Source organism: Rathayibacter sp. AY1D2 (assembly GCF_002932695.1).
Taxonomy (GTDB): Bacteria; Actinomycetota; Actinomycetes; order Actinomycetales; family Microbacteriaceae; genus Rathayibacter.
This window is the reverse complement of the sequence record NZ_PSVX01000079.1, coordinates 1-14,181: the sequence shown is the minus strand read 5'-3', so window position 1 is coordinate 14,181 and position 14,181 is coordinate 1. Positions and strand designations below refer to the sequence as shown.

The following is a 14,181-nucleotide window of genomic DNA, read 5'->3' as shown; positions in this document are numbered from 1 at the left end:
CCGGGCTCGACCGTCATCACGAGGACCTGGTCGAACTCGGGCAGGAGGTCGAGGTAGTCGTCCACCATCGTGCCCGGCTTGAGCGCGATCCCCGCCCGCGAGCCGATCTCGCGCAGGCGCCGCGCGAGTGCCACGGCGTCGCGCGCGGCCTCGGCGTGGAAGGTCACGGAGTAGGCGCCGGTCTCGGCGTAGTCGGGGGCCCACCGGTCGGGGTCGTCGATCATCAGGTGCAGGTCGAGCGGCCGGGGCGAGACGTCCTGGAGGCGCTGGACCATCGTCAGCCCGAAGGTGAGGTTCGGCACGAAGTGGTTGTCCATCACGTCGACGTGCACCAGGTCGGCTCCGGCGATGCGCTGCAGCTCGGCCTCGAAGTTCACGAAGTCGGCGGAGAGGATGCTGGGGTTGATCCGTGCGGGCATGCCTCCAGCCTAGATCGGAGCGTCCTCCGCGTCCGCCCGGCCGAGCGCGTTCCCGCTCCGGAGGGGTCAGGCGTCTCCGGACGCCGCCTCGAGGGGCCGGCGGCGGAGGAGCTGGACGAACATGGCGTCGGTGCCGTGTCGGTGCGGCCAGAGCTGCACGTGGAGGGTGCCCTCCGGCAGCGGGAGCGGGTCCGCCGTCACCGCGCGCAGCGCGGCCGGCGTGTCGACGAGCTCGAGCTCGTGCCGCTCCTGCGCGAGGGCGAGCACGCGCCGGGTCTCGCCGAGGTGCGGCGAGCAGGTCACGTAGGCCAGCAGGCCGTCGGGAGCGAGAGCCCTCACCGCGGAGTCGAGCAGCTCGCCCTGGAGGGCGGCCAGCGGCTCCACGTCGGCCGCGGACTTGCGCCAGCGCGCCTCGGGCCGACGCCGCAGCGCACCGAGACCGGTGCACGGCGCGTCGAGGAGGATGCGGTCGAACGATCCCGGCTGCTCGTCGCCCAGGTCGCGCCCGTCGCCGGTGCGCACCTCGACCGACGGATCGACGGCGGCCAGCGCCTGCCGCACCAGGCCCGCGCGGCCCGGAACCACCTCGTTGGCGAGCAGCGCCGCCCCTCCTGCGCGCGCCTCCGCCGCGAGCAGCGCCGCCTTGCCGCCGGGTCCCGCGCACAGGTCGAGCCAGCGCTCGCCCGGGCGGACCGGCCGTGCTCGGGAGAGCGCCAGAGCGGCGAGCTGGGAGCCCTCGTCCTGCACGCGCACGCGGCCCTCGTGCACCGCGGGGAACGCCTCCGGGTCGCCGCCGGTGCTGGTCATGCCGACCGGCGAGAACCGGTCGGGTTCGGCGTCGGCGATCTCGCCGGGAGACGCCAGGCCCGGCAGAGCCACCAGGTTCACGCGCGGAGCCGCGTTGTCGGCGGCGAGCAGCGCGTCGAGCTCGTCGGCCGCCCCCTCCGCCGCCAGCGCCCGTCGCAGGGCGCGCACGATCCACACGGGGTGGGAGCTCAGCGCGGCGATCCGGTCGTCCCCGGAGACCGCGGCCGCGGAGACCCGCTCGCGCCACTCGCCGGCGCTCGAGCGCGAGACCGCGCGCAGCACGGCGTTGGCGAAGGCCACCGCTCCCCGCGAGGAGCCGGCCGCGACGAGCGCGACGCTCTCGTTCACCGCGGCGTGCGGGGCCACGCGGGTCGCGAGCAGCTGGTGCACGCCCAGGCGCAGCGCGTCGAGCACGGGCGCATCGATGCTCTCGACGGACCGGCCGGCCGCGAGGGCGATCACGCGGTCGTAGTAGCCGGACATCCGCAGGGTGCCGTAGCAGAGCTCGGTGGCCAGTCCCGCGTCGGCGGGCGAGAGGCCGGCGGCGCTGATCCGCGCGGGCAGGACCAGGTTGGCGTAGGCGTCCGACCCGCTCACCGCGAGCAGGACGTCGTAGGCGACCCGGCGGGCGGGAGCGGCCTCGCGACGGGCGCTCATGCGAGCACCGTGCTCTCGCGCAGGCCGCGGGCCCAGGCGGCGCCGGCCATCGGGGTCCTGCCGGCGGGCTGGACGGTGACCAGCTCGACCGCTCCGTCCGCGGTGCCGACGAGGGCGCGCCCCGCGTCGAGGCGGACGACGCCGGGAGCGAGGTCCCCCTCGGCCGCGCGGACCGCGAGCACCTTGAGGCGCGCGTCGCCCACCGCGGTCGAGGCTCCGGGCTCGGGAGTCGTTCCGCGCACGAGCGCGAGGACCCGCGCGGTCGGGAGGCTCCAGTCGATCCGGCCGTCCGCGGCGTCGAGCTTGGGAGCGGGGGTCGCCTCTCCGGCCTGCGGAGTAGCGACGGCCGTGCCCTCCTCCAGCGCGTCGACCACGCCGAGGGTGAGGCCGGCGCCGCTCCCGGCCAGCTCCGTCAGCAGCTCGCCCGCGGTGCGCTCCCCCGCGTCGACGGCGAGCTCGGCGTACACGTCACCGGCGTCGAGCTCGGCGACCAGCTGGAAGACGCTCGCGCCGATCCGCGTGTCGCCCGCCATCAGCGCCCGCTGGACGGGAGCCGCCCCGCGCCAGCGCGGCAGCAGGGAGAAGTGCAGGTTGATCCAGCCCAGGCGCGGCACCGCCAGCAGGCGCTGCCGGACGAGGCCGCCGTAGGCCACGATCACGCCGAGGTCGGGGGCGAGCTCCGCGATCCGGTCGGTCACGTCCTCGTCGAGGCGGTTCGCCCGGATCACCGGGATCCCCAGCTCCTCGGCCGTGACGGCGACCGGCGAGGGGGTGAGCACGCGCTTGCGGCCCACCGGGGCGTCCTCCCGGGTGACCACGGCGACGACCTCGTGCGCGGAGGCGGCGAGGTCGCGGAGGGTCGGAACGGCGGCGGCGGGCGTGCCGGCGAAGACGAGGCGCACGGGGGTCTCCTGGGGAGTCAGAGGATGTCGGGGTCGTCGAGACGGACCCGGAGCCGGGGGGCCGGCCGGAAGCGGCCGGGCGTGGTCGGCGGGCGACGACGGCGCGTGGCGTTGCGGATCACGGCGGAGCGGAGGCGCGCGGCCACATCCGCACCGCGAGCGTAGTCGAACCGGACGATCGCCCGGACGGAGCCGTCCTCGAGCCCGACAGGACCGAGGACCTCGTGCCGGTCGTCCTCGTCGAGCGCGTCGAGCGCCTCCTCCACCGCGTGCGCGTCGCCGCTCACCGTGGCCAGGCGCACCGCGGGCGGGAAGCGCAGAGCGCGCCGCTCCTGGAGCTCGGCCCGGAGGTACTCGGCCTGCCGCCAGGTCGCCAGGGCGGTCGCGAGCCGACCGCCGACCCCGACCAGGAGGACCGGCGCGCCCGGGCGGGCCAGCGCCGCGGCGTTCGACCAGGTGCGAAGCGCGTCGTCGGCGACCCGCAGGCTCTCGCGGGCCAGCATCCGCTCGCCGTCCAGCAGCAGGACGGCGTGGTAGCCGCCGTCGGCCCGCGGCTCCGCCCCGCGCGTGGCCACGACGAGCGCGGGCTCGTCGGGGAGGGTGAGCACGGGGCGCTGCCCGTCGGCGACGATCACCTTGGCACCCGGGAAGGCGCGTCCGAGCTCCTCCGCGGTGCGGCCCGCGCCGAGGGAGACGAGGCGCAGAGCCGTCGCCTGGCAGACGGAGCAGGTCCAGTCGGCCGCGATCAGGCCGCACCAGCCGCAGCTCGGCCGCCCGCCCTCGGAGTGCACGCCGAGCGGACCCTGGCAGCGGTTGCAGCGTGCGACGGTCCGGCAGCGGGCGCAGGCGACCACCGGCGCGTAGCCGGGGCGCGCGACCTGGACCAGCACGGGACCGGAGTCGAGGGCCTTCCGCGCCTCCCGCCAGGCGGAGGAGGGGATGCGCGCTGCCGCGTCGTGCTCGTCGGCCGCCCACTGCTGGGCGGTCGGCACGACGTGCGGGCGGCGGCTCGGCCGCGGCTCCACCTCGGTCGCGAAGCCGATCTCGACGAGCCGCTCGACCTCGACCGTGCGCGTGTTGCCGAGCAGGACGAGGCCGGCGCCGCTCTGCTCCTGCCGCACCAGGGCGACGTCGCGCGCGTGCGCGTAGGGCGCGAGCGGCTCGGCGAAGAGCGGATCGCCGTCGTCCCAGAGCGCGATCAGGCCGAGGGCGGAGGAGGGCGCGTAGAGGACGGAGCGGTTGCCGACGACGACCCGCGGCCCGGGATCGAGGCAGCGGACGAAGGCGGAGTAGCGCTCGGCGCCCTTCTGCCGCGCATCGAGGCGCACCACCGCCTCCGCGGGGACGAGGGCGGCGAGAGCGAGCTCCAGCTGCTCCTGGTCGCGGTAGTCGGGGACGGCCAGGATCGCGTCGCGGCCCGCGGCGAGCGTGTCCCGGGCGAGCTCGGCGAGCGTGACGGCCCAGCCGCCGACCCACGCGCCCGAGTCGAGCCTCACCGGAGCCGGCACGGCGCCGACCGCCAGCCGGGCCCCCTCGGCGAGTCCAACGAAGGAGGCGTCGGGGTAGCCCGTCACGCCGCCCGCCTCGACCGCGGGCGCCGCAGGAGCGGGACCCGCGGCGAGTCGCGCCTTCTCGACGCGGACGTGGCGGCGCGGCACGGCCAGGCGCAGCACGTCGCTCGCGCCCCCGGAGGCGCGGTCGGCCACCCGGCGGGCGAGGGCCCAGACCTCCGGGGTCAGCACGACGAGCGGCGAGACCAGCTCCTCGATGCCGCTGAGCGCTCCGGCGTGCTCGGTCCCCTCCCCCGTCTCGACGACGAACGCGTCGGCGATCCGGCCTCCGGTCCGCAACGGCACCCGCACGCGCACGCCGGGAACCACCTCGCCGCGCAGCGCCTCCGGCACCGCGTAGTCCAGGAGCCGGTCGAGCTGCGGGAGGGGCGAGTCCAGGAGCACGCGCGCGACGGCTCCGCTCGTCGCCATCGCCGCCGCGCCCGCTACGAGAGGCCCGCGGCGGAGCGCAGGTCGTCGACCCGGTCGAGGCGCTCCCAGGTGAAGTCGGGGAGCTCCCGGCCGAAGTGGCCGTAGGCCGCGGTCTGCGCGTAGATCGGGCGGAGCAGGTCGAGTGCGTGGATGATCGCGGCCGGGCGCAGGTCGAAGACCGAGCGGATCGCCTCGGTGATCGTCTCGTCGGAGACGGTGCCGGTGCCGAAGGTCTCGACGTAGAGGCCGACCGGGGCCGCCTTGCCGATGGCGTAGGCGACCTGCACCTCCAGCCGCGAGGCGAGCCCCGCGGCGACCGCGTTCTTGGCGACCCACCGCATGGCGTAGGCGGCCGAGCGGTCCACCTTCGACGGGTCCTTGCCCGAGAACGCGCCGCCGCCGTGGCGGGACGCTCCGCCGTAGGTGTCGACGATGATCTTGCGGCCGGTGAGCCCGGCGTCGCCCTGAGGGCCGCCGATCTCGAAGCGGCCCGTCGGGTTGATCAGCAGGCGCACGGCGGAGGAGTCGAGGTCGACCGTCTCGAGGACGGGGCGGATGACGTGCGCCGCGATGTCCGCGTGGATCGTCTCGGTGCTGACGTGCTCGGCGTGCTGGGTGGACAGGACGACGGTGTCGATGGTGGACGGCGTCGTGCCGTCGTAGCCGATGGTGACCTGGGTCTTGCCGTCGGGTCGGAGGTAGTCGAGCTCGCCCGACTTGCGGACGGCGGCCAGGCGCTCGGCGAGGCGGTGCGAGAGCCAGCTCGGCAACGGCATGTATTCGGGGGTCTCGTCGGTCGCGAAGCCGAACATCAGGCCCTGGTCGCCCGCGCCCTGGCGGTCGAAGGCGTCCTCGCCCGCCTCGGAGGAGCGGACCTCGAGCGCCGTGTCGACGCCCGCCGCGATCTCGGGCGACTGCTGGCCGATCGAGACCGAGACGCCGCAGGAGCGGCCGTCGAAGCCCTTCTCCGAGGAGTCGTAGCCGATCTCGACGATCGTGTCGCGCACGATCTTGGGGATCTCGACGTAGCCGCTCGTGGAGACCTCGCCCGCGACGTGCACGAGCCCCGTCGTGACCAGCGTCTCGACGGCGACCCGGCTGTGCGGGTCCTCGCGGAGCAGGGCGTCGAGGATGCGGTCCGAGATCTGGTCGCAGATCTTGTCCGGGTGGCCCTCGGTGACGGACTCGGAGGTGAACAGGCGGAGGGGACCGGAGGTCATGCTTCTCTTCTCGTCCCGGCTCGTGCGGACCGGGGTCGTTCGTACCGGGAGTGGCCTGGCGGGCGCGATGCCGGGCGGCAGGCGATCGGCGCCTGGGCGGGCGGACCGGCGGGGCTAGCGCACGACCGCGTCGAGGACGCGATCGGCCACCTCCGCCTTGCTGCCCGAGGCCTCGCCAACTATATCGCCGGCCCGATCGAGGACCACGACGGCGTTGCTGTCGCTCTGGAAGCCCTCGGCCCAGCCCACCCTGTTGAGGACGAGCAGGTCGCAGCCCTTGCGGGCGATCTTGGCGCGGCCGAGCGCGAGCATCGCGTCCCGGTCCGGCTCGGTCTCCGCGGCGAAGCCGACGACGATCTGCCCCTCCCGCCGGGAGGCGGAGATCTCGGCGAGGACGTCCGGGTTCTTGACGAGCTCGAGGACGAGACGGTCGCCCTGCTGCTCCTTCTTGATCTTCGCGTCGGCGACCGCGGCGGGCCGGTAGTCGGCGACGGCCGCGGCCATGATCACGACGTCCGCGCCGGTGGCCGCGGCGAGGGCGGCCTCGCGCAGCTCGAGCGCGGTGCCCACCGGGAGGACCGTGACGCCCTCCGGCGCCGGCACGTCGAGGTTCGCGGCGAGGAGGGTGACCTCCGCGCCCCGGGCCGCAGCGGCCAGCGCGAGCGCGACGCCCTGCCTGCCGCTGGAGCGGTTGCCGACGAAGCGCACCGGGTCGAGGGGCTCGCGGGTTCCGCCGGCGGTCACGAGGACGCGCACGCCCGCGAGGTCGCGGCGGGCGGAGGCGGAGCGGGCATGGACGGCGAGGGCCTCCGCCACGATCGTCTCGGGCTCCTCCATGCGGCCGGGGCCCGAGTCGGCGCCGGTGAGGCGGCCGACCGCGGGGCCGACGACGTGCACGCCGCGGGAGCGGAGCACCGCCGTGTTCGCGACGGTGGCGGCGTTCGCCCACATCTCGGTGTGCATCGCGGGGGCGATCACGAGCGGGGCGGTGCTCGCGAGCACCGTGTTGCCGAGCAGGTCGTCGGCGAGGCCGGCGGCGAGCTTGGCGAGCGTGTGCGCCGTCGCGGGCGCGATCACGATGAGGTCGGCGGCCTGGCCGATGGCCACGTGCCGGACCTCGGCGACGCCCTCGTAGAGCTCGGTGTGCACCGGGTTCCGCGAGATGGCCTCGAGGGTGGGCTTGCCGACGAAGCGCAGCGCGGCCTCGGTCGCGACGACGTGCACGTCGTGCTCCGCGAGGACCAGCGCGCGGACGACTCCGACGGCCTTGTACGCGGCGATGCCGCCGGTGATGCCGACGACGACGTTGAGCCGTCGGCCGGCCTCGAGAGAGGAGCCCACCCGGAGGGGACTACTCGGCGAGGGGCTTGGCGACGAGCTTGTCCTCGTTGATCTCGTGCAGTGCGACCGAGAGGGGCTTGTCGTCGATGGTGGAGTCGACCAGCGGGCCGACGTTGTCGAACAGGCTGCCCTCGTGGAGGTCGGCGTAGTAGTCGTTGATCTGGCGGGCGCGCTTGGAGGCGAAGATCACCAGCGCGTACTTGGAGTCGACCTTCGAGAGGAGCTCGTCGATGGGCGGGTCGATGATGCCGAGGTTGTTGGCCATGGGTGTCTCCTTGCAGGCGCATCAGCGCCGATCTGCGGCTCCGGAGCAACACGGCGCGCGGGCTCCGAGGGGCGTGTGCCCGGTGGGACCCGGGGCGTCGGCCCGGAGGTGGTCGGTGGCCCGGTCTCAGCGGCCCGGGTCAGCGGGCGCGCCGTCGGCACGAGGCGACATCAATTCTACGACCTCGCGGGCCGCTTCGGGCACGGTGCTGTTGACGACGGCGAAATCGAACTCGTCCTGCGCGGCCAGCTCCACCTTCGCGGTGGCCAGACGGCGCTCCTGCTCCTCCGCGCTCTCGGTGCCGCGGCCGACCAGGCGGCGGACCAGCTCGTCCCAGCTCGGCGGCAGGAGGAAGACCAGCCGCGCGTCCGGCATCCGCTCGCGCACCTGGCGGGCACCCTGGATGTCGATCTCGAGCATCACCTGCCGGCCCTGCTCCAGCGCGGCGTCGATGGGGCCGCGGGGCGTGCCGTAGCGGTGAGCGTTGTGGACGACGGCGTACTCGAGGAACTCCCCCGCCGCGACCATCCGGTCGAACTCGGCGTCGTCGACGAAGTAGTAGCTGACGCCGTCCACCTCGCCCGGACGCGGGGCCCGGGTGGTGGCCGAGACCGAGAGCAGGACGTCCGGGTAGTTCTCGCGGATGTAGGTCGACACGGTGCCCTTGCCGACCGCGGTCGGACCGGCGAGGACGAGCAGGCGGTTGCGGCCGGGGCGGCGCTGCCGCGACTCCCGCTCCTCCAGGAACGACGACAGGCCCTCGACCTGGCGCCGGCCGAGCCCGCCGAGGCGCTTCGACTCGGCGATCCGCAGCTGGTCCATCACCCGGGGCGTCTTCACCACGCCGAGTGCGGGCACGGCGCGGAGCAGCTCGCTGACGCGCATCCGCCCCTCGACTCCGAGCGGCTCGGCCTGGGCCGCCGCGAGCACGGCGGTCGCGGGGCGGCGTCCGGCGGCGACGGCCTTCTTGACGGCGGCGCGGGCACGGCGCGCCGCGATCGCGGCCTCGGAGGCGGCGCGCCGGTCGACCTCGGGCGGCGAGGGACGGCGCACGGCCTCCGGGCGCGAGGAGGCGCCGGGATCGGGGCTGACGGTTTCAGCGGACAAGGGTCTCCTGGATGTCGGTCGCGCGGCGGGTGATCTCGGCCGCGATCCCCGAGGGGCCGGCGCCGAGCACGCTCCGCGACTCGCTGACGATGGTGGCGGCGCTCAGCGCGCCGAACAGCCGCTGCGCGTCCGCGACGGCCGCGCCCTGGTGGCCGAAGCCGGGCGCGAGCACCGGGAGTGCGGGGTGCAGCGGCTCGTCGATGCCGATGCCGAAGTCGCCCAGGGCGACCGTGGCGCCGAGCACCACGCCGACCGAGCCGATCGACGCGCGAGCGTGAGCGTCGTTCCAGGATGCCACGTCCGCCACGACCGCGCGTGCCACGGTGTATCCCGCCCGGCCGCCGTCCTGCACGAGGGCGCGCTGCACGGGACGGGCCTCGGGGTTGGAGGTGGCTGCGAGGACGAACACGCCCTTGCCCGCCTCCTCCGCGAGGGTCAGCATCCCCTCGAGGGAGCCGAGCCCCTGGTAGGCCGCGGCGGTCATGGCGTCCGCCTCGAGCGGCGAGCCGGGCCGGAGCCACGCCTCGGCGTAGGCGGTGACGCTCGTGCCGATGTCGCCGCGCTTGACGTCGGCGATCACCAGCAGTCCGGCCTCGCGGGCGTCGGCGAGCACGCGCTCGAGCGCGGCGTAGCCCGCCGAGCCGTGCCGCTCGAAGAAGGCGATCTGCGGCTTGACGACGCCTACACGGCCGGCCGCCGCCTCGACGACCGTGCGGCCGAAGCTCTCGAGCCCGGCCGCGTCGTCGGCGAGGCCCCACGCGTCGAGCAGGTACGCGTGCGGGTCGATCCCGACGCAGAGCCGGCCGTGCGCGGCGAACGCCGCCTCGAGGCGCGAGCCGAAGGAGGCGGTGCCCGCCGCGCCGCCGCTCACGCGGTGCGCTCCGCGCGGCGCAGGGCGTAGTCCTGCAGGCTCGTCACCTCGAAGGGCTCGTTCGCCGCGTCGAGCGAGGCGACCGCGGCCGCGAGCTGGGCGATCGTGGTGAACAGCGGCTTGTCCGCGGCGACCGCGGCGGCGCGGATCTCGTAGCCGTCGGCGCGGGTCGCTCCTCCGCTGGGCGTGTTGATCACCACGTCGACCTCGTCGCGGGCGATCAGCTCGACGATGGAGGGCGCGTCGCCCTCGGCGGTCTCGCTGTACTTGCGGACCACGCGGGCCTGGATCCCGTTGCGGTTCAGCACCTCGGCCGTGCCCTCGGTCGCGAGGATGTCGAAGCCGAGCTGGCGCAGGCGCAGCGCGGGCAGGACGATCGAGCGCTTGTCGCGGTCGGCGACCGAGATGAAGACGGTCCCGCTCGCCGGCATGCCGCCGTACGCGGCGTCCTGGCTCTTCGCGAAGGCGCGCGGGAAGTCGCGGTCGATCCCCATGACCTCGCCGGTGGAGCGCATCTCGGGCCCGAGCAGCGAGTCGACGATCTGGCCCTCCTTGGTGCGGAAGCGCTTGAACGGCAGGACCGCCTCCTTCACCGCGATGGGAGAGTCCATCGGGACGTCGGAGCCGTCGCGCTCGGGCAGCAGGCCCTCGGCCTTCAGCGCGGCGATGGTCTCGCCCACCATCAGGCGCGACGCGGCCTTCGCGAGCGGGATGCCCAGCGCCTTCGACACGAACGGCACGGTGCGCGAGGCCCGGGGGTTCGCCTCGAGCACGTAGAGCACGCCCTGGCCGATCGCGAACTGGACGTTCAGCAGTCCCCGGACGCCGACGCCCTGCGCGATCGCGAGGGTCGCCTCCCGCACCTGGTCGATCTGCCGGCGGCCGAGCGTCACCGGCGGGAGCGTGCACGCCGAGTCGCCGGAGTGGATGCCGGCCTCCTCGATGTGCTCCATCACGCCGCCGATGTAGAGCTGCTCGCCGTCGAAGAGCGCGTCGACGTCGATCTCGATCGCGTCGTCCAGGAAGCGGTCCACCAGCAGCGGGTGCGCCTCGTCGATGATCCCCTCGCCGGCCATCCGCTCGAAGTAGTCCTCGAGCTGGGGCGTGCCGTAGACGATCTCCATGCCGCGCCCGCCGAGGACGAACGACGGACGGACGAGGACCGGGTAGCCGATCTCCACCGCGACCTCACGGGCGCCGTCGAGGTCGGTCGCGGTGCCGTTGCGCGGAGCGAGAAGCCCCGCCTCGTCGAGGATCCGCGAGAACGCGCCGCGCTCCTCCGCGAGGTCGATGTTCGCTGGGGTGGTGCCGAGGATGGGCACGCCGGCCGCCTCGAGGCCCGCGGCGAGCCCGAGCGCCGTCTGGCCGCCCAGCTGCACGACGACGCCGACGAGCTCGCCGGACTGCGACTCCGCGTGGATGACCTCGAGCACGTCCTCGAGAGTCAGCGGCTCGAAGTACAGGCGGTCCGAGGTGTCGTAGTCGGTCGAGACCGTCTCGGGGTTGCAGTTGATCATGATCGTCTCGAAGCCCGCGTCCGAGAGCGCGAACGAGGCGTGCACGCAGGAGTAGTCGAACTCGACCCCCTGGCCGATGCGGTTGGGGCCGGAGCCCAGGATGACGACCTTGCGGCGGTCGGCGGCGACGACCTCCGTCTCCTCGTCGTACGAGGAGTAGTGGTACGGCGTGAGCGCCGGGAACTCGCCCGCGCAGGTGTCGACGGTCTTGTAGACCGGGCGCACGTCCAGCGCGTAGCGGGTGCGGCGGACCTCCGCCTCGTCGAGCCCGCGGAGCTCGGCGATCTGCGCGTCCGAGAAGCCGTGGTCCTTCGCCAGGCGGAGGAGTCCGGCGTCGAGGCCGTCGTGCTCGCGCACCAGGTCGGCGATCTCGTTGATCAGCACGATCTGGTCCAGGAACCAGGGGTCGATCTTCGTGGACTCGAACGCCTGCTCGACCGTGGCTCCCAGGCGCAGCGCCTGCTGCACGGTGACGATGCGGCCGTCGGTCGGGGTCCTCGCGATCTCGAGGAGCTCCTCGACCGAGCGCTCCTGCGCGCCCCAGTGGAACGACGAGCCGCGCTTCTCGAGCGAGCGGAGCGCCTTCTGCAGCGCCTGCGCGTAGTTGCGGCCGATCGCCATCGCCTCGCCCACCGACTTCATGGTCGTGGTCAGCGTCTTGTCGGCGGCCGGGAACTTCTCGAACGCGAACCGCGGGACCTTCACGACCACGTAGTCCAGCGTCGGCTCGAAGCTCGCCGGCGTCACCTTGGTGATGTCGTTCGGGATCTCGTCCAGGCGGTAGCCGATGGCGAGCTTCGCGGCGATCTTGGCGATCGGGAAGCCGGTCGCCTTGGAGGCGAGGGCGGAGGAGCGGGAGACGCGCGGGTTCATCTCGATCACGATGATCCGGCCGTCCGCCGGGTCGATCGCGAACTGGATGTTGCAGCCGCCGGTGTCCACGCCCACGTCGCGGATGATCCGGATGCCGATGTCGCGCAGCTTCTGGTACTCGCGGTCGGTGAGGGTCAGCGCCGGTGCGACGGTGATCGAGTCGCCCGTGTGCACGCCGACGGGGTCGACGTTCTCGATCGAGCAGACGACGACCGTGTTGTCGGCCGTGTCGCGCATGAGCTCGAGCTCGTACTCCTTCCAGCCGAGGATCGACTCCTCCAGGAGAACCTCGGTGGTGGGGCTCTGGTGCAGGCCGTCGCCGACCATCCGCACCAGCTCCTCGCGGGTGTAGGCGAAGCCGGAGCCCAGGCCGCCCATGGTGAACGACGGGCGGATGACGAGGGGGTAGCCCAGGTCCTCGGCGTACTCGATCGCCTCGTCGACGGTGTGCGCGATGTAGGACTTCGCGACGTCGGCGCCCGCGTCCAGCACCAGCTGCTTGAAGATCTGGCGGTCCTCGCCGCGGTTGATCGCCTCGAAGCTCGCGCCGATGAGCTCGACGCCGTACTTCTCGAGGATCCCGAGGTCGTGCAGCTGGATGGCCGCGTTCAGGGCCGTCTGCCCGCCGAGGGTCGGCAGGATGGCGTCCGGCTTCTCCTTGGCGATGATCGCCTCGATCGCCTTGGGCGTGATCGGCTCCACGTAGGTGGCGTCGGCGAAGTCGGGATCGGTCATGATCGTCGCCGGGTTGGAGTTGACGAGGATCACGCGCACCCCCTCGGCACGCAGCACGCGGCAGGCCTGGGTGCCGGAGTAGTCGAACTCGACGGCCTGTCCGATGACGATCGGGCCGGAGCCGATGACCAGGACGCTCTGGATGTCTTCCCTGCGCGGCATTACTTCTGCTCTCCGATGCTGCTGGTCGTGGGGATGTCGGTGGGCTCCGAGGCCCCGCGCCCGGCCGTGCGCTGCACGACCATCTCGCGGAAGCGGTCGAAGAGGTGGTTGGAGTCGTGCGGGCCGGCCGCCGCCTCCGGGTGGTACTGCACCGAGAAGGCGGGGATGTCGAGGCAGCGCAGGCCCTCCACGACCGAGTCGTTGAGGGAGTAGTGGCTGACCTCGACGCGGCCGAAGCCCTCGGGCGAGTCCAGCTCGCCCTCGATCGGCGCGTCCACGGCGAACCCGTGGTTCTGCGAGGTGATCTCCACGCGGCCGGTGAGCTTGTCGAGCACGGGCTGGTTGATCCCGCGGTGGCCGAACGGGAGCTTGTAGGTGCCGAAGCCGAGAGCGCGCCCGAGCAGCTGGTTGCCGAAGCAGATGCCGAAGAACGGCAGGTCGGCGCGCAGGGTGGTGCGCAGCAGCTCGACGTGGCGGTCCGAGGCATCGGGGTCGCCGGGGCCGTTGGAGAAGAAGAGCGCGGACGGGTCGAGCGCGAGCACCTGCTCGGCGGTCACGGACTCGGGCAGCACGTGCACGTCGAAGCCGCGCTCCGCGAGGTAGTTGACCGTCGAGGTCTTCACCCCGAGGTCGATGACCGCGACCGAGCCGACGCGCTCGCCGCGGGCGGGCACCGTGTACTGCTCGTCGGTCGAGACCGAGGAGGACAGGTTGAGCCCCTGCATCTGCCGGCCGCCGAGGACAAGAGCGAGCTGCTCCTCCTCGGGGAGGGCGAGGTCCTCGCCGGAGAACACGCCGGCGCGCATCGAGCCGGCCGAGCGGATGTGGCGGGTGATCGCCCGGGTGTCGACGCCGGAGATCCCGACGATGCCGTCGGTCTCCAGGTCGTCGCCGAGGGAGCGCTGCGCGCGGAAGTTGGAGACGACGCGGGAGGGGTCGCGGACGACGTAGCCGGCGACCCAGATGCGGCGCGACTCCATGTCCTCGTCGTTGGTCCCGGTGTTGCCGATGTGAGGCGCGGTCTGCACGACGATCTGGCCGGCGTAGCTCGGGTCGGTCAGCGTCTCCTGGTACCCGGTCATGCCGGTGGCGAAGACGATCTCGCCCAGGGTGCGGCCTCGGGCGCCGTAGGCCTGTCCCCGGAATCGTCGTCCGTCCTCGAGGACGAGGACGGCGGTGGGTTCGGTGCTGAGGCGTGTCGTTGGCACGGACTAGGAGCCCTTCTGGGTCGTGTCGGGGCCGCCGCGAACATCGTGCTCTACGACCCGGAGGCGCGACGCCGCTTCTCCGTCGAGGACCTGCGCGGCCGCAGCGGCAACTCCC

General features: G+C 73.8%; 11 protein-coding genes. All 11 read right to left on the bottom strand.

Going from position 1 to position 14,181, the window contains the following annotated elements; all coding sequences use genetic code 11:
• The coding region (locus tag C5D04_RS16080) for a ribulose-phosphate 3-epimerase (protein WP_146087887.1) at positions 1–419 on the bottom strand (419 nt) is incomplete at its 3' end.
• A 66-nt stretch (positions 420–485) separates the two neighbouring features.
• Positions 486–1,883, bottom strand: a complete 1,398-nt coding sequence (locus C5D04_RS16075; RefSeq protein WP_104232662.1) for an RsmB/NOP family class I SAM-dependent RNA methyltransferase — start codon at positions 1,881–1,883, stop codon at positions 486–488.
• Positions 1,880–2,785, bottom strand: a complete 906-nt coding sequence (locus C5D04_RS16070; RefSeq protein WP_104232663.1) for a methionyl-tRNA formyltransferase — start codon at positions 2,783–2,785, stop codon at positions 1,880–1,882. The genes C5D04_RS16075 and C5D04_RS16070 overlap by 4 nt, the downstream gene beginning before the upstream one ends.
• Before the next feature lie 17 nt (positions 2,786–2,802).
• Entirely contained in the window at positions 2,803–4,767 is a 1,965-nt protein-coding gene (locus C5D04_RS16065) for a hypothetical protein (RefSeq protein WP_104232664.1), read from the bottom strand.
• A gap of 14 nt (positions 4,768–4,781) precedes the next feature.
• Positions 4,782–5,987: a methionine adenosyltransferase gene (gene metK, locus C5D04_RS16060; protein ID WP_104221839.1), complete on the bottom strand. Its 1,206-nt coding sequence runs from the start codon at positions 5,985–5,987 to the stop codon at positions 4,782–4,784.
• A 114-nt stretch (positions 5,988–6,101) separates the two neighbouring features.
• Positions 6,102–7,328, bottom strand: a complete 1,227-nt coding sequence (gene coaBC, locus C5D04_RS16055) for a bifunctional phosphopantothenoylcysteine decarboxylase/phosphopantothenate--cysteine ligase CoaBC (protein WP_104348012.1) — start codon at positions 7,326–7,328, stop codon at positions 6,102–6,104.
• Between the two features lie 10 nt (positions 7,329–7,338).
• Positions 7,339–7,593 (bottom strand): DNA-directed RNA polymerase subunit omega, encoded by a 255-nt coding sequence (gene rpoZ, locus C5D04_RS16050; RefSeq protein ID WP_104221835.1) that lies wholly within the window; start codon positions 7,591–7,593, stop codon positions 7,339–7,341.
• A gap of 126 nt (positions 7,594–7,719) precedes the next feature.
• Positions 7,720–8,646 carry a guanylate kinase gene (gmk, locus tag C5D04_RS16045; RefSeq protein ID WP_181028723.1) on the bottom strand — a complete coding sequence of 309 codons (927 nt, stop codon included), beginning with the start codon at positions 8,644–8,646 and terminating at the stop codon, positions 7,720–7,722.
• Between the two features lie 43 nt (positions 8,647–8,689).
• Positions 8,690–9,571 (bottom strand): orotidine-5'-phosphate decarboxylase, encoded by an 882-nt coding sequence (gene pyrF / locus C5D04_RS16040; protein WP_104232667.1) that lies wholly within the window; start codon positions 9,569–9,571, stop codon positions 8,690–8,692.
• Entirely contained in the window at positions 9,568–12,858 is a 3,291-nt protein-coding gene (gene carB, locus C5D04_RS16035) for a carbamoyl-phosphate synthase large subunit (protein ID WP_104221829.1), read from the bottom strand. Before carB ends, pyrF begins: the two co-directional genes overlap by 4 nt.
• Positions 12,858–14,066, bottom strand: coding sequence for a glutamine-hydrolyzing carbamoyl-phosphate synthase small subunit (gene carA / locus C5D04_RS16030; RefSeq protein ID WP_104295340.1), 1,209 nt, complete (start codon positions 14,064–14,066; stop codon positions 12,858–12,860). The genes carB and carA overlap by 1 nt, the downstream gene beginning before the upstream one ends.
• Positions 14,067–14,181 lie beyond the last annotated feature (115 nt).

Excerpts from the sequence above, each read along its gene's own strand:
- carB (WP_104221829.1), bottom strand. The coding sequence starts at position 12,858 with ATGCCGCGCAGGGAAGACATCCAGAGCGTCCTGGTCATCGGCTCCGGC.
- C5D04_RS16075 (WP_104232662.1), bottom strand. The coding sequence starts at position 1,883 with ATGAGCGCCCGTCGCGAGGCCGCTCCCGCCCGCCGGGTCGCCTACGAC.
- metK (WP_104221839.1), bottom strand. The coding sequence starts at position 5,987 with ATGACCTCCGGTCCCCTCCGCCTGTTCACCTCCGAGTCCGTCACCGAG.
- C5D04_RS16065 (WP_104232664.1), bottom strand. The coding sequence starts at position 4,767 with ATGGCGACGAGCGGAGCCGTCGCGCGCGTGCTCCTGGACTCGCCCCTC.
- rpoZ (WP_104221835.1), bottom strand. The coding sequence starts at position 7,593 with ATGGCCAACAACCTCGGCATCATCGACCCGCCCATCGACGAGCTCCTC.